Source organism: uncultured Streptococcus sp. (assembly GCF_963456385.1).
Taxonomy (GTDB): domain Bacteria; phylum Bacillota; class Bacilli; order Lactobacillales; family Streptococcaceae; genus Streptococcus.
The window spans coordinates 98935-115034 of the sequence record NZ_CAUOLF010000002.1 but is presented as its reverse complement, the minus strand read 5'-3'; the positions used below and the strand labels follow the sequence as shown (position 1 = coordinate 115034).

The 16100-nt window shown below is 40.8% G+C and carries 16 protein-coding genes; 5 read left to right on the top strand and 11 right to left on the bottom strand.

Translation table 11 applies throughout. From position 1 onward, the window contains the following. The first annotated feature begins 278 nt into the window (after window positions 1–278). From RP262_RS01410 to RP262_RS01395, 4 genes are all read left to right on the top strand, one after another. On the top strand, window positions 279–1322 hold the full coding sequence (locus RP262_RS01410) for a dihydrolipoamide acetyltransferase (RefSeq protein WP_311154055.1): 1044 nt from the start codon (window positions 279–281) through the stop codon (window positions 1320–1322). Between the two features lie 78 nt (window positions 1323–1400). Next, window positions 1401–3104 carry a dihydrolipoyl dehydrogenase gene (gene lpdA, locus RP262_RS01405; RefSeq protein ID WP_311154054.1) on the top strand — a complete coding sequence of 568 codons (1704 nt, stop codon included), beginning with the start codon at window positions 1401–1403 and terminating at the stop codon, window positions 3102–3104. 72 nt (window positions 3105–3176) lie between these two features. Further along, window positions 3177–4166, top strand: a complete 990-nt coding sequence (locus RP262_RS01400; protein ID WP_002895497.1) for a lipoate--protein ligase — start codon at window positions 3177–3179, stop codon at window positions 4164–4166. A gap of 165 nt (window positions 4167–4331) precedes the next feature. Then, window positions 4332–4970 carry a hypothetical protein gene (locus RP262_RS01395; protein WP_002909737.1) on the top strand — a complete coding sequence of 213 codons (639 nt, stop codon included), beginning with the start codon at window positions 4332–4334 and terminating at the stop codon, window positions 4968–4970. A gap of 79 nt (window positions 4971–5049) precedes the next feature. On the opposite strand, the gene xerS is transcribed toward RP262_RS01395, so the two are convergent. The 9 genes from xerS to RP262_RS01350 all read right to left on the bottom strand — a co-directional run bounded on the left by xerS (window position 5050) and on the right by RP262_RS01350 (window position 12003). Then, window positions 5050–6120 carry a tyrosine recombinase XerS gene (gene xerS, locus RP262_RS01390; protein WP_002909738.1) on the bottom strand — a complete coding sequence of 357 codons (1071 nt, stop codon included), beginning with the start codon at window positions 6118–6120 and terminating at the stop codon, window positions 5050–5052. A gap of 185 nt (window positions 6121–6305) precedes the next feature. Next, window positions 6306–6749 (bottom strand): MepB family protein, encoded by a 444-nt coding sequence (locus tag RP262_RS01385; protein ID WP_227969399.1) that lies wholly within the window; start codon window positions 6747–6749, stop codon window positions 6306–6308. Window positions 6750–6801: 52 nt separating this feature from the next. Next, window positions 6802–7602 carry an alpha/beta hydrolase gene (locus tag RP262_RS01380; RefSeq protein WP_311154053.1) on the bottom strand — a complete coding sequence of 267 codons (801 nt, stop codon included), beginning with the start codon at window positions 7600–7602 and terminating at the stop codon, window positions 6802–6804. 72 nt (window positions 7603–7674) lie between these two features. Beyond that, window positions 7675–8097, bottom strand: coding sequence for a hypothetical protein (locus RP262_RS01375; RefSeq protein ID WP_002912449.1), 423 nt, complete (start codon window positions 8095–8097; stop codon window positions 7675–7677). Further along, complete coding sequence (locus tag RP262_RS01370) at window positions 8094–8924, bottom strand: hypothetical protein (protein ID WP_002912448.1); 831 nt, start codon at window positions 8922–8924, stop codon at window positions 8094–8096. The genes RP262_RS01375 and RP262_RS01370 overlap by 4 nt, the downstream gene beginning before the upstream one ends. 65 nt (window positions 8925–8989) lie before the next feature. Then, window positions 8990–10564 (bottom strand): signal recognition particle protein, encoded by a 1575-nt coding sequence (gene ffh / locus RP262_RS01365; RefSeq protein WP_002912447.1) that lies wholly within the window; start codon window positions 10562–10564, stop codon window positions 8990–8992. A gap of 37 nt (window positions 10565–10601) precedes the next feature. Beyond that, complete coding sequence (locus tag RP262_RS01360) at window positions 10602–10817, bottom strand: hypothetical protein (RefSeq protein WP_002912446.1); 216 nt, start codon at window positions 10815–10817, stop codon at window positions 10602–10604. A 2-nt stretch (window positions 10818–10819) separates the two neighbouring features. After that, window positions 10820–11152 (bottom strand): putative DNA-binding protein, encoded by a 333-nt coding sequence (locus RP262_RS01355; RefSeq protein WP_032907526.1) that lies wholly within the window; start codon window positions 11150–11152, stop codon window positions 10820–10822. Between the two features lie 152 nt (window positions 11153–11304). After that, the gene (locus RP262_RS01350) at window positions 11305–12003 is read right to left on the bottom strand and encodes a GntR family transcriptional regulator (RefSeq protein WP_002912444.1); all 699 of its coding nucleotides are present in this window, start codon (window positions 12001–12003) and stop codon (window positions 11305–11307) included. 323 nt (window positions 12004–12326) lie between these two features. Here RP262_RS01350 and guaA point away from each other — a divergent pair, with 323 nt between their 5' ends. Further along, a complete protein-coding gene (guaA, locus tag RP262_RS01345) occupies window positions 12327–13889 on the top strand; it encodes a glutamine-hydrolyzing GMP synthase (RefSeq protein WP_311154052.1) in 1563 nt (520 codons plus the stop codon). An 88-nt stretch (window positions 13890–13977) separates the two neighbouring features. Here the strand turns inward: guaA and RP262_RS01340 are convergent, their stop codons facing one another. Both RP262_RS01340 and RP262_RS01335 read right to left on the bottom strand, forming a co-directional pair. Further along, the gene (locus tag RP262_RS01340) at window positions 13978–14958 is read right to left on the bottom strand and encodes a DUF1002 domain-containing protein (RefSeq protein ID WP_311154051.1); all 981 of its coding nucleotides are present in this window, start codon (window positions 14956–14958) and stop codon (window positions 13978–13980) included. A gap of 281 nt (window positions 14959–15239) precedes the next feature. After that, entirely contained in the window at window positions 15240–16094 is an 855-nt protein-coding gene (locus RP262_RS01335; RefSeq protein ID WP_311154050.1) for an alpha/beta hydrolase, read from the bottom strand. Window positions 16095–16100: the final 6 nt, after the last annotated feature.

Sequence of the window (16100 nt, the reverse complement as noted above, 5' to 3'; positions counted from 1 at the left end):
AGGGTCAAAGTAGCTAAAATTTTACAAATTACAGACAATCGTTATTCGGACCGATTTGATCCGATGAGCGAATTATTAAGTCTACTAGGTTGGTCGCAGATAGCAACAACCGTAGTAACTTGAGATACGTTTCGTATCCAAGTTACTTGTAGAGTTGAACATGGGCTAAAAGTTCGGAAAAAAGATGAATCTTCTTGGCTTCATCGAAGCCTGCATTGATTTCCTATTTTTCAATCGCTTTTCACGCCCTTAGTATCATAATTAGAATTGGAGAGGTCATGGCTGATGACAAGCTAAGAGCGACTCCTGCGGCTAGAAAGTTAGCGGATGATTTGGGAATCAACCTCTATGATGTTTCTGGCTCAGGCGCAAACGGTCGTGTCCACAAAGAAGACGTGGAAACTTATAAAGATACAAATGTGGTGCGCATTTCACCACTGGCAAAACGAATTGCCCAAGAACATAATATTGCTTGGCAAGAGATTCAAGGAACTGGCCATCGTGGCAAGATTATGAAGAAGGATGTTCTTGCTTTCTTGCCTGAGAATGTTGAGAGCGATACAATCAAATCTCCTGCTCAAATTGAAAAAGTGGAAGAAGTGCCTGATAATGTCACTCCTTACGGTGAAATTGAGCATATCCCGATGACGCCGATGCGAAAGGTTATCGCTCAGCGGATGGTAGAATCTTACCTGACGGCGCCAACATTTACCCTCAACTATGATGTTGATATGACAGAAATGCTGGCCTTGCGTAAAAAAGTGCTGGATCCAATCATGGAAGCAACTGGCAAGAAAGTAACTGTCACAGACCTGCTTTCGCTGGCTGTTGTGAAGACACTGATGAAGCATCCGTATCTCAACTCAACTTTGACAGAGGATGGCAAGACCATTATCACACACAACTATGTCAACCTTTCAATGGCAGTCGGTATGGATAATGGCCTGATGACGCCAGTTGTCTACAATGCAGAAAAAATGAGTCTATCAGAGCTTGTAGTAGCCTTTAAAGATGTAATCGGACGTACCTTGGAAGGCAAGTTGGCTCCAAGCGAGCTGCAAAATTCAACCTTCACAATCAGTAACTTAGGTATGTTTGGCGTTCAGTCTTTTGGGCCAATCATCAACCAGCCAAACTCTGCTATCTTGGGTGTGAGCTCAACGGTAGAGAAACCTGTCGTTGTTAATGGCGAAATTGTTATCCGTCCAATTATGAGTCTGGGCTTGACCATTGACCATCGTGTAGTTGATGGAATGGCTGGAGCTAAGTTTATGAAGGATTTGAAGGCTTTGATTGAAGATCCAATTTCAATGTTGGTATAAGATTTTATTTTCTTTGCTATTCTAAAAAGCGAAGAAGCAATCAGCAAATGAAAAATTAAATTAGAAAAGGAAAGAAAAATGGCTTTAGAAGTAATTATGCCAAAAGCCGGCGTGGATATGACCGAAGGGCAAATTGTCCAATGGAATAAGAAAGTCGGCGAATTTGTCAAAGAAGGGGAAATCCTTCTGGAAATCATGACTGACAAGGTCAGCATGGAATTGGAAGCTGAAGAAGATGGCTACCTGATTGCCATTCTCAAAGGTGACGGTGAAACTGTTCCAGTTACGGAAGTCATCGGTTACTTGGGAGAAGAAGGAGAAAACATTCCAACTGCTGGTGGAACTGCACCTGCGGAAACTCCAGCTCCTGCTGCAGCGGCAAATACAGATGATGATAAGAGTGATGATGCTTACGATATCGTAGTTATCGGTGGCGGACCTGCTGGTTATGTAGCGGCTATCAAAGCAGCCCAGCTGGGTGGTAAGATTGCCTTAGTTGAGAAGTCTGAGCTAGGCGGAACCTGCTTGAACCGTGGCTGTATCCCTACTAAGACATACTTGCACAATGCTGAAATCATTGAAAACCTTGGTCACGCTGCTAACCGCGGTATCATCATTGAAAATCCAAACTTTACAGTTGATATGGACAAGGTCCTTGAAACTAAAAACAAGGTTGTTAATACGCTTGTTGGCGGTGTTGCTGGCCTTCTTCGCAGCTATGGCGTAGATGTTCATAAGGGAATTGGTACCATTACTAAAGACAAGAATGTTCTTGTAAACGGCAGCAATCTGCTAGAGACGAAGAAGATTATCTTGGCTGGTGGTTCAAAAGTCAGCAAGATCAATGTCCCAGGTATGGAATCATCTCTTGTTATGACTAGTGATGATATTCTGGAAATGAACGAAGTGCCTGAAAATCTTGTAATTATCGGCGGTGGTGTTGTCGGTATTGAGCTTGGACAAGCCTTCATGACATTTGGCTCAAAAGTTACCGTTATCGAAATGATGGACCGCATTGTACCAGCTATGGATGCGGAAGTTTCTAAAAACCTTCGCCTCATCTTGGAGCGTAAGGGTATGACAATTCTAACTGAAACTAAGTTGGAAGAAATCATCGAAGAAAATGGTAAACTACATATCAAGGTTGAAGGAAAAGAAGATATCCTCGCAGATAAGGCCCTGCTTTCTATCGGACGTGTGCCAGATCTAGAAGGAATCGGTGAGGTTGAATTCGAACTGGATCGTGGTCGTATCAAGGTCAATGAGTATATGGAAACTTCTGTTCCAGGTATTTACGCACCAGGTGATATCAATGGTACTAAGATGCTGGCCCATGCAGCCTTCCGTATGGGTGAAGTTGCTGCTGAAAATGCTCTGAAAGGTAACCACCATGTTGCTAAACTCAATCTGACACCTGCAGCTATCTACACCCTGCCAGAAGTAGCAGCAGTTGGTTTGACAGAAGAGCAAGCTCGTAAGAAATACGATGTAGCAATTGGTAAGTTTAACTTCGCTGCTAATGGCCGTGCTATTGCTTCAGACGCAGCTCAAGGATTCGTTAAAGTCATCGCTGACAAGAAGTATGGTGAAGTGCTTGGTGTCCATATCATCGGTCCTGCAGCTGCAGAATTGATCAACGAAGCATCAACCATCATCGAAATGGAAATCACCGTAGAAGAAATGCTTAAGACCATTCACGGTCACCCAACTTTCTCAGAAGTTATGTACGAAGCATTTGCGGACGTACTTGGATTGGCAGTTCACTCACCTAAGAAAAAATAATTTAAAAGATAGATTAGACTGGGCATAAAACATTGTTCCAGTCTCTATCGTATAAAGATAAAGAGGTAGCTTATGAAATACATTGTTAACTACTCAAATGATACAGCTTTTAATATTGCTCTGGAAGAATATGCTTTCAAACACCTCTTAGATGAGGATGAAATTTTCCTGCTCTGGATTAACAAACCTTCTATCATCGTAGGGCGTCACCAAAACACTATCGAAGAGATCAACCGTGATTATGTTCGTGAGCATGGCATTGAAGTCGTGCGTCGTATCAGCGGCGGTGGAGCTGTTTATCACGATTTAAACAACCTCAACTACACCATTATCTCCAAGGAAAGCGAAGATCGTGCCTTTGACTTCAAGAGTTTTTCTACGCCGGTTATCAACACCTTGGCAGAACTTGGGGTAAAGGCTGAATTCACCGGCCGTAATGACCTAGAGATTGATGGCAAGAAGTTCTGTGGCAATGCGCAGGCCTATATCAATGGCCGTATCATGCACCATGGCTGCCTACTCTTTGATGTTGATCTGTCTGTCTTGGCCAATGCACTTAAGGTTTCTAAAGACAAGTTCGAATCAAAAGGGGTTAAATCTGTCCGTGCACGCGTGACAAATATTGTCAATGAATTGCCGGAAAAGATTACTGTCGAAGAATTCCGCGATCTTCTTCTAGATTACATGAAGAAAGAATATCCAGAAATGACAGAATATGTCTTTTCCGAGAAAGAACTGGAAGAAATCAAGCAAATCAGAGATAGCAAGTTTGGAACTTGGGACTGGAACTACGGTAAATCGCCTGAATACAATGTGCGCCGTGGTACCAAGTTTACCAGCGGTAAGGTAGAAATCTTTGCCAATGTTGTTGAATCCAAGATTCAGGATATTAAAATCTATGGGGACTTCTTTGGTATTGAGGACGTAGCAGCAGTAGAAGATGTGCTGCGCGGCGTTAAATACGAGCGCGAAGATGTCCTTAAAGCTCTTGAAACGATTGATATTAGCCGCTACTTTGCTGGAATCAGCAGAGAAGAGATTGCCGAAGCTATCGTCGGTTAAAATATGACATAAAGAAAACCAAGCTCTCGAAGAGTTTGGTTTTTTATGTAAACAGTATATTTCAAATCAACAACATTCTTACGTTTCCTTAACCAGCTAGTTTTCTCTAGGTTTTATCTACCAGATATGATAAAATGATAGGGAACCAGAGAAAGGGGTGCCTTGATGCAAAAAGTCCCAGTAGAAAGCCTTGATCTGTTTGAGCAGTTGGATCGCACAGTTGTAGCTTTTCTGAAGAAAAAACCATCTCCTAATCCAGACAACTTTTATGTTAGCATATCTCCAGAAGATTATGAGAAAAAGAAAGAAGAATTTGAAAAATCAGGCTATCAAGCCGTGAAATTACCGCTTGGCATGGCGTTAGATAATGTTATTCAGCAACCTTCTTTCCAAAACCTAGTCATTGGCGGGCTCTACATGGTAGATGTCTTCGTTCCCAAGGAAGATCTGATGCCCTTGAAGGACCTTGTCGACAGCTTTTGCATCATGTTTGCAGCAGCTAATAACCGGATAGAGAATATCAAGGCTTACGATTTGATGAAGAGTAAGACAGTTTACTTTATAGGAAAACTCTTTACGGATAATCCTCAGCCGGGTGATGAAATTAGCTTTGAAGGGCTGAATAGAGAGACAGCAGAAGGCTCCTACGAAGCGGTCAAATGCTTCCTAACTAGAGAAAGCGCTGAAAAGTACAACTCTAAAAATCGACCTGTCACAGCAGCAAATCTAGAACATCTCAAGCACTTCTGGGGCAAACCGCTGATTGTTGAACCTCATCGTAATTATTGGATTGAGTTTTTATAAGAAAAAGAGCGAAGCATCTAAACTAGATTTTCGCTCTTTTGTTATTATTGTTTTATTTACATATTTTAAATTATGTAATTTATAGTTTGTCCAAAGCGTTCTTTTGTTCATCATTGACAATGTGGGTGTAGAGGTCCGTTACCTGAGTGCTAGCATGCCCTAGCTGATGACTGACGAGAACTTGAGATTTGGTTGCATCGTATAAACGTGTAGCAAGTGTGTGGCGGAGTTTGTGAGGCGTCACTCGCACCTTGAAGCTCTCAGAATACTTGGCCACCATTTTTTCAACACTGGAAGCATCGATTCGATTCGGAGTGCCTCGGTATTCAGTCAAAAAGAAGGCTGTATCCGTCTTTTCGGCCTTGTATCGTTTGCTTCGAATACTCAGGTACTCCTCTAAATAGGACTTGGCAAAAGCAGCAACATTGACAGAGTCCCTTTTTCCGCCTTTTCTTGTCACTTCAATGACCATCATTTTGAGATTAATGTCTTTCAGATCCAGATTAACAGCTTCAGACAGACGAACGCCAGAGGCTAGTAGCAAGGCAATAATGGCTAGATCACGTTCCTTGTTCTTGTTGAAGGAGGACAGAGCTCGATTAGAGAGTTTCTTGGGGTACTCCGTATCAATATACTGGAGAAATTCTTCTGTCTCATCCCCTAAAAAGAGCTTCTGCTTAATATTCTCTGCACGGGCTGCCAGAGTTTCCTTTTTCTTCTTAGTAGCAACTTTTTTCATCACATTTCGATAGAAGTAAGGCTCGCCCTGTTCGTTTTCGACTTCCTCAGTCAAATATTTGTAGAGGCTAGATAAAGCCGAAAGAGTCCGGTTAATGGTTGTCTGGGAAACACCATTTTGAGTTGTATTGGCATTGAGAAGCGGCCGCTCGCGCAGATAAAGAATGAAGGCTTCCATGTCTTTTTTGGTCATATTTTCCAAGATTGAGAGAGGAATCTCAGCAATATGCGAAGCATCCGTGATACCAGATTCTAGCATCCAGTTAAAAAAGCGATCATATTCTTTGAGATATTCGTATAAAGTTGTAAAACTATAAGGCACCGCCAGCTTAGACTGGTAATATTCCAGAATGTACCAGGGCATAGTGGCTTTGAGTCTATCAATTCTTTCTAATAACAGTTCACGTCTCATCACATTTCTCCGTTTTTTCTATAATGGTAGTATAGCATATCTAGATATATTTTTCAAGAAAATTATAGTTTTTCGGAAAGATAATAGAGGGAGATAAGCAATCAAACTTTACTACAAAACAGATAACAAATAATAAAAGCAAGACAGAATTGAGAAACTAAACTCTGTCTTGTTTTACCTGAAACTTATTCTTCTAATTCAATTTTTTGAAAATAATCCAGTTGCCATTTTTGTGTTGCCTGAGCTGTTTTATTTAAATTTGTGCACCAGGACGGATAAAACCGCATAGCCATCTTTCCTTTACAATCCTTTGTAGAAAGAATTTTTTTACTGATAGCCTCCTCTTTGGGAATGATAAATATACCGCAATGACGGTCGTCGATAACGACAATTACCAGTTCATCACCTAAGTCTTTATCAGTATATGGAATGTTCTTATTGTCTTGGTCTTTTTTCCAAAAGACTGTAAAGTAGCCTTCTTTTTTAGGTGTCTTCTTTGCCAAACGGCATCTTTTATATTCTTGATCATCCTTTGGCTTAATCAAAATGCTTTCATAGTCTTCATTCCATTTTTCATTTATCAGATCAAAGTCACCATAATACCTATGAAGAATGTCTGTCATTTTCATTGTTTTATCGCCTTTCTAATTTTTTACCAAATTAAATTATGTAAAATAATTACTAGAATAAAAATCCTTTAATCAAATCAACTACCTGTTCATTTTGCGGCAAGGAAGAATGGTGAGCATCCTTGCCTACGACGACTACTTCTCTGTGTGAAGCAATCTTTCCTTTGTAAATCAAGCTCCCAGCCTCTACACTGCTTTTATGAACAATTCCGTCACCATCTCGGAAAAAGATTCCCAAAATCGACAAATGCTGAAGCTTCTTAGGAAGTTTTTCTTGGTTGGCTACAAAGTCATCTAACATATCAACTCGATGATTGAGATTCTTCTTGTTCAGATTATAAGGACTGCCAATAGTCAGGAGTTTTTCCATCTCAAGTCCGGAATGATTTGCTAGGTATTGCTGCAGAAATACTGTATAAACTAGACCACCATTAGAATGTCCCAGCGCCTTAAAACTGTTAAAAGAGTACTTGTTTCGCAAAACAGTCAAGGCAGCGTCAAACATTGCCGCCTGCTGCTTGATGTTTTCATATCCATCACGATTATTCTGAAAACCAACCACAAAAATGGGGTTTCTGTCCTTACGCTTCAAATGCCCCCGATAAGTCATGTGTCCGTCATTCCAGATTTTAATACGGACTAGGTTATGATGTGGATGCTGATTGCGGTTTAGCATTTTAACCATTCGATTAAAGCGATTTTCCGTGGCAGAACTACCAGGAATCATGATAATAGGACTCATTTTGACCTTGCTGGCAGGTAGATGAGAAATAGGGTGGGAAGGCAGCTTATTCAATAATTTTTGAAAGGTTTTAGCAAGTCGATGAATCAATTGAGTCAAAAAAGGCCTCATTCTAGTCTCCGTATCTGAATCTGATGTTTCCAAAAACAAGCCACATAACGGATTTATGTAGCTTGTTGATTATCATTTATATTCTTTATCTACAACCTTGATATCTCTATACCAAATTTCAATTCTTTTTGTATATCTTTTTGCAATTTTTTCATCGTAAATCGATTTCAACCAATCTACAAAATTTTTATCAAATTTTTCTCTATTAATAATTTGATTTGGTGTTCCTTTATTATTAGAATTACTAGATGTTTGATCATCAAGTTGAGAAGATAGTGAGGGAATTTCTATTTTAATTTTTTTATAAGGCTTACTTTCAAAATAATTTGTTTCTTCAGTAGATATTTCTACACCTTTTACATTAATAAAAATACCATCTAGATTTAAGTCTTGCTTCAACAATTGTCTTTCTGAATATTTATTATAACCCAGAAAAATTGAAATAAATAAAGCAGTAACAATCAGAGGAAAGCAAAATTTCTTAACTAATATCATTTTACTTCCTCCACTTTCAAACTTTTATCTACTAAAACAGGTGTATCATCGTCTTTCAAATCATACTCAACATATAATTTATATTTTTTCTTACCAACGCCAAAGAACCAACCACCTTCATCCAGAAATTTTCCTATAATCTTAACTCGGTTGGAAGAAGGTTTGAAATCAAAATCAACATTATCTTGATCCCCAATTTTTTCCCATTCATTAAATTTTACGTTTGATTTATTCCAAATTTTCTTTTGTAAATCGGCTAGTATCTCTTTCTTTTGAACCTTGGATAAATCTTTGAAACTGCTAATCTTTTCCCCATCTTTCCAGCCAACAACTAATTCTCCGTCATAGAATATTTTATAAGTGCCAGCAGATTGGAAACTTGTATCTTTGTTAAACGATGATTCAAAAGCAGTTTTTAACTGACTTCTATTTGAATCATCATCAAACAGAGGAGAATAATTAATTAGCTTTGGTATCGAAATATCAATTTCTTTCGCTTCTTTGCTACTAAACCAACTAATAAAACCATTTTGAGAGATAACACCTACGTTACTCCCTATAATTGAAGAATAGGCATCTCTCACATTATTTTTTGCACTTATTTCTTGTTTTTGTTGATTCCAAGGAGATAATGAATTAAATAAACTTCCCAAAGATGGAATCCCTATATAAATAACAGCAAAAATTAAAACTATAACAAATATAAATAGAGAAATAAAATTTGTAATTGCAGTTTTAATTTGGTTTATTCCTAATTCAGCGAATTGAGATATAGTCTTTGCAATGACATTTTTTGAATTAGTTTGATTCCTATTTTTTCTTTCCATAATAATTCCTTTAGACTTTCCCTAATATTTTACTAAGAATAAAGCTGTTTAATGAAGTTCTCCTCCTACTTCCGCTTCTTCTTGTTTTTCTTCATTTGCTTGGCCATCTTGTTCATACTGCGGCGCATTAGAAATTCTCCAGCCTTCCCTTTGAGGCCGCCACCAAACATTTGGCTCATATCCGGCATGCCGGCTCCTCCTAAGCCTGACATATCTGGTATACCGCCTTGGCCCATCATGCCTTCAAGAGCTGACATGTCGGGCATTCCTCCGCCACCAGGCATGTTCTTAGGCATATTGTTTGGATTAAGACCCATTTGCTTCATCATCTTGCTCATATCGCCTGACAGAACACCCTGCATCATCTGCTTAGCTTGATTGAAGTCTTTGATAAATTTATTAACATCGACGAAACTGTTACCTGAACCATTGGCAATCCGACGGCGACGGCTAGGACTCAGCAAGTCAGGATTTTCCCGCTCAGCCGGTGTCATAGAGGATACAATGGCACGCTTGCGAGCAATTTCTTTCTCATCAACTTTGATATTCTTGAGGGCAGGATTATTGGCCATGCCTGGAATCAGCTTGAGCAAATCCTCCATAGGTCCCATGCCTTGGACTTGATCCAGCTGATCGATAAAATCATTGAAATCAAAGGTGTTTTCCCGCATCTTTTCAGCCATTTCAAGCGATTTTTTCTCATCGTATTCCTGAGAGGCTTTTTCGATCAGAGTCAGCATGTCCCCCATGCCCAAAATCCGGCTGGACATACGGTCTGGGTGGAAGGTTTCGATATCAGTGATTTTTTCACCAGTACCAGTAAATTTAATAGGCTTGCCAGTAATCTGACGGACAGACAAGGCTGCACCGCCACGGGTATCACCATCAATCTTAGTCAGGATAACCCCGGTCACTTCCAGTTGACTGTTAAATTCTCGAGCGACATTAGCCGCTTCCTGACCAATCATGGCATCGACAACCAAGAGGATTTCATTCGGATTAGCCAGCGCTTTGACATCTGACAGCTCCTGCATTAGCTTTTCATCAATCTGAAGGCGCCCAGCCGTATCAATCAGGACATAGTCATTGTGGTTGGCTTTTGCTTGCTCCAAACCTTGACGGACAATCTCAACAGCTGGAACTTCAGTGCCTAAAGCAAAGACAGGTACATCAATTTGCTGTCCAAGTGTTTTTAGCTGATCAATAGCCGCCGGACGGTAAATATCCGCCGCAATCATGAGCGGACGAGCATTGTCTTCTTTCTTGAGCTTATTAGCAAGCTTACCAGCAAAGGTGGTCTTACCAGCCCCTTGCAGACCGACCATCATGATAATAGTCGGAATCTTTGGTGACTTGATAATCTCAGCAGTATCAGAGCCCAGGATAGTTGTCAGTTCTTCGTCAACAATTTTGATAATCTGTTGCGCTGGATTGAGGGTGTCAATAACCTCATGTCCAACAGCGCGCTCACGGACTTTCTTGATAAAGTCTTTGACAACTGGCAAGGCAACGTCGGCTTCTAAGAGAGCCAGACGAATCTCTTTGGTTGCTTCCTGAACATCACTCTCTGAGATTTTTCCTTTTCTGCGCAGATTTTTAAAGACGTTCTGCAAACGTTCCGTTAAACTTTCAAATGCCATTTTTTATTTCTCCTAGTTTCTATTGTTTCTATTTCAATCAATTCAGTGGAAATTTCCCAAAACGAGTTAAACAAGCGTATTCCTCAGCAGAGACTTCTTTCATAATCTCATTTGGGTAGCCCCAGCAGCTGAAGCCTTCTTGCATTGCCTTAGAAAGATCGTCAGGGGAGATGAGTTGTACCCTGGCAGGAAAAGATTCTTCCGACTCCAACAACCAGCAAGACATTCCCTTGTAGATAACTTTTTTAGCCATAGTCACTCTCGATTGTCAATACCAGATAGAATCCCGATCTGCTCCTGCAGATAGCTGTCGTCAGGGTATTTCTCTGTAATCTGGTCAAATATCTGACTTCTGACAATGTAGTCCGAGTACATGTGCAGCTTTTTCTCATAGTCTTCCAGAATCTTCTCCGTCCGCTTAATATTATCATAAACAGCCTGACGGCTAACACCAAACTCCTCAGCTATCTCAGCCAGGCTGTAGTCATCCGCATAATAGAGCTCGATATAGTTCATCTGCTTGTCAGTCAAAAGCGCCGCATAAAACTCAAAGAGAGCATTCATTCGGTTTGTTTTTTCAATTTCCATAAGAAACATTATACCAGAAAAGCATGATAAACTCTAGTCTGACAAGGGAAATAAACACTCGAAATATGAGATTGCAAAACGTCAATCAGCTTTTTCTGCCGAGTAAAAGACAAGTTAAAAACTCTTAGTCATAACCAAGAGTTTTGCAATAATTAATTGTTTTCCAAATAAAATTCAAAACGATCGCCGACATACTGACTTTTTACGTATTCAAAAGCTGTGCCGTCATCAAAGTAAGAAATCTGAGTCAGTCCTAAGATGGCATGACCGCGGGGAATATCAAGGTAATTGGCGATTTTCTCTTTAGCCAGCCGAGCATAGATAGTCTGCTGGGACTTGCCGATCTTATAGCCATGTTCCTGCAAGGTCTGGAAGAAATGACTGGTCACCTCTTCTTTTTTAAAATTCTTAATGAACTTCTCTGGAATTGAAGCCACCTCGTAGACCACCGGCAAATCGTCAGCGTAGCGAACTCGCTCCATCCGAATGACATTTTCTGTCTTATGGATGCCTAGCTTTTCCACTTCCTGCTCACTCGGCAGAGTGCGTCGATAAGAAATGAGCTGACTGGACGGCGTTTTGCCTTGTGCTTTCATGATTTCCGTGAAGCTGGTGGTGCCGCGCATTTTCTCCTGAACGCGTGTGCTGGCTACGAAGGTTCCGCTACCGACTCGACGCTCCAGCACTCCCTCCTCAACCAAGAGTGTAATAGCCTGACGCAGGGTCATACGACTAACTTTAAAAGTTTCGGCTAGATCTCGCTCACTGGGCAGGCGCTCTCCAATCTCCCAAATAGCATCGTCAATATCTTTCTTAATCTGATCATGAATTTTGATATATGCGGGCAACATGTTGACTCTTCTTTCTTATTTGGTACCTTCCTTTATTTTAGTACCAAATACTTCAAATGTCAAACTAAATATTGAAGAATAGCTCCTTTTCTCACGAATTCAGTTGTTTTTTCAAAAAAGATCAACATTTTAAGAGCTTGTTTATTTGATTTTAGTCAGAGATAGCACTGGCGTCCATGGCAAGTCGGTCTAAACAAACGATAATAGCAAACTAAAGTCTCATATTCGTTTTTTCATCACACTTACTCCTTATTACCTTGGAAAAATTCCTTTTTTGTGATAAAATGAGGGGAAAAGATTACTTCTTTTAAGAAAGGGAACAGATGACAACTAGAACTGAATTGCAAGATGTCGAAAAGATCATCGTGCTTGATTACGGAAGCCAGTACAACCAGCTGATTTCACGCCGCATTCGTGAAATCGGTGTTTTTTCTGAGCTCAAGAGCCACAAGATTACTGCTGACGAAGTCCGTGCTATCCAGCCTGTCGGGATTATCCTTTCCGGCGGTCCAAATTCTGTATATGAAGACGGCTCCTTTGATATTGACCCAGAAATTTTCGAGTTGGGCATCCCGATTTTGGGGATCTGCTATGGTATGCAGCTTTTAACTCACAAGCTGGGCGGCAAGGTTGTCCCTGCTGATCATGCTGGAAATCGAGAATATGGGCAGTCAACTCTGTCACATACTGCTAACTCCAGTCTTTTTAACGGAACACCTGAAAGCCAGCTAGTTCTTATGAGCCATGGAGATGCAGTAACAGAAATTCCTGCAGACTTTGTTCGTACTGGTACTTCTGCTGACTGTCCTTTTGCAGCTATTGAAAATCCAGCTAAGAAAATCTACGGCATTCAGTTCCACCCTGAGGTTCGTCATTCAGAGTTTGGTTATGATATCCTGCGCAACTTTGCTCTTGATATTTGTGGAGCTAAAGGCGACTGGTCTATGGATAACTTCATTGACATGGAAATTCAAAAAATCCGCCAAACCGTTGGTGACAAGAAGGTGCTGTTGGGACTTTCTGGTGGTGTAGACTCTTCTGTCGTCGGTGTTCTCTTGCAGAAAGCAATCGGAGATCAACTAATCTGTATCTTTGTGGATCATGGCCTTTTGCGTAAAGGCGAAGCAGATCAGGTCATGGATATGCTGGGCGGTAAATTTGGTTTGAATATCGTCAAGGCTGACGCGGCTAAACGTTTCCTTGATAAACTAGCCGGCGTCTCAGATCCAGAGCAAAAACGTAAAATCATCGGAAACGAGTTTGTCTATGTCTTTGACGACGAAGCCAGCAAACTGAAAGATGTGAAATTCTTGGCTCAAGGGACTCTCTATACAGACGTTATCGAGTCCGGAACTGACACCGCTCAGACTATCAAGTCTCACCATAACGTTGGTGGTCTGCCGGAAGACATGCAGTTTGAGCTGATTGAGCCGTTGAACACACTTTATAAGGACGAAGTTCGTGCTTTGGGTACAGAGCTTGGTATGCCTGATGAAATTGTCTGGCGCCAGCCATTCCCAGGCCCAGGGCTTGCTATTCGCGTTATGGGAGAAATCACTGAGGAAAAATTGGAAACTGTCCGCGAATCTGATGCTATTCTCCGCGAAGAAATTGCAAAAGCTGGTCTTGACCGCGACATCTGGCAATACTTTACTGTTAATACTGGCGTCCGATCTGTTGGGGTCATGGGAGACGGCCGGACTTACGACTACACAATTGCGATTCGCGCTATCACTTCTATCGATGGTATGACAGCTGATTTTGCCAAGATTCCTTGGGATGTCCTGCAAAAAATCTCTGTTCGTATCGTCAACGAAGTAGACCATGTCAACCGCATTGTCTACGATATCACCAGCAAACCACCTGCAACTGTAGAGTGGGAGTAACAAACAAATCTTATTTTAAATGATAACTGTAGAAACAAACAAGGCTAGAACTAAAATGTTCTAGCCTTGTTTTAATACAGTCTTGGAATTAACCGCCAAACAATCCTTTAAAGAAGTTGACAATGGCATTCCAGATATTAGAAAAGAAATTACCACCTTCTTGAAGGAGGCCGTTTGCATCAAAGTTGAGGTTAATATTGTTAAAGGTATCCCCTGCCTTTGAAACAATGCTGTCTTTCAAGTCACTAAGTGTCTTTGTAAAGTCAGAATCTGTAATGACTCCACTGTTTGAAAGATTAACAGCGAAATTCACGATGAGGTTGATTTGGTCACTGGTCACTGACTGAGTCAGACCATAGTTTTTCAAGGTTTCTTCAACAATCTTACGGACATCATCTGCTGTCAGATTGCTGTTGTTCTTCTTAGCATTGGCGATAGCCGCTTTGATATCAGCCAGAGCCACGTTGAGCTTGTCTGCGTCATAGCCTTCCTTACCTGTGTTTTCAGCATTGATACCAGAAAGGGCAGCTAGTTCTTCTTGAGCTAGGTTTTTATTCTCTTGAGGAATGGTCGCGCCATTATCTTCCAGAGAGTAGTAAATCCCTGCCAAGGCACTCTCACCTGTTACCGGAATTGGTGCCGCAACGGTAATCTGCGCGTGCTGAACACCTAGAGTAACAGCCGCGTTGCGATACATATCTTCAGTAACCTTGGTGATGTTTTGCGGAGTGACAATTTTGACCTCTAATGGCTTATTGCCGCCTAACTTCTGGATTTTTACAGAAGAATAAAGCTGCAGGCTAGGGTCGTTAGCAACATCCATGATTTTAGAGTAGACTTCTGGTGTCATGGTCTTAAGTGGCTTGCTGTCGCTGGATGAATTGTAGCCCAACATCTGCAAGGTCTGCTGTTTTTGGCTCTCATCTAAGGAGTAACCTAGAACATACTCAGGCTGCACGTAAGTCTCATCAATGACTTTCTGAACATTTGAATCGGCAGCTGCGGTCGATACAGTAAATAGAGTAGCCAGCAAGGCTCCTGCTGTCATTAAAGTTTTTTTGAATTTCATTTTTTTTCCTCTTTTCCTCCCGCCATAGTTTCCCAAATTCTATAGCTTAGCTGTTTTATACAGTAAACTTTCTATCTGACTGCCTCTAATTTCTGTTTCTTGAGCTTGTGATTTTCGCTCCTTTTGATGTTTAGAGTGCTTCAGTTAAGTTGCTGCAATGATGGAGTTATTATTATCTCATCCATTGAGGGCTTGAGATAATAGATACATTTTACAACATTTCTCAAAGAAGTTCAAAGAAAAAACAGTCACTGGATTTGCTTGCCAGTAACTGCTCTTTCCTACTTTTTCCAAAGGAAGTCAATCAGTAATTCGTCTACTTCTGGATTCTCATGCAATTGGCTGTGCTGAGCCAACTGACCTGTGATTTTCTTTTCCTGGTAAGATTTGGCATTTTCAACCATGAGATATTTGAGGCTGCGAGAAGAAATATTGAGGACAGAACCGTCGGATTCATTTTTAAAATCACCGTAAATGTTCAGAACATCTACTTGCTCTTGCGGATAGATTTCTCGTAATCCCAGTAGTTTTTGATAAGTCTGGCTCATAGCACTAGGCTGGCCAGTTTGGTCGTCTAGAATTGTCAAATCTTCAGGCAAGTCCCTTCCTTGCAGACCATTAACATGGTTGGCAATATTGACCTGCTTTTGCAGCTCGGGCAGCTTTTCATCCTGACCGTTCTCCAACATATAAAAGAGGATGGACATATTCCCCATCGAATGGCCTACTAGATTCATCTTATCAAAGCCATAAGTTTCTTTTAGCTTGCGAATCACGGCTGTTGCATATTTGCCATCTTGAGCGTAGTCGGCATTGCGGTTATCTTCATAGTTTACCTTAATAATGGGATTGATAGCATCTTTCGGTATCTCTCCTAATAAGCTTACTTGACCGTTTTTACTGACATTTGCTGTGATAATTGTCTGAGTGACTCCAGCTTTTTTGGCTGCCTCTGTCATATGATTTTCAGCATTAGAGCTGGATCCAAAACCGTGAAAAAATAAGGTCGGCGTTGTTGACTGTACATATTGTTTTGTATTGAGGCTAGTGGCTTCTTTATGGTTGTAAAAAGCTGTTAGACCGGCAATTGTCACCAAAACCAGAATGAGGAGCTTAAAACCAAGTTTCTTGTTCATTTTTCA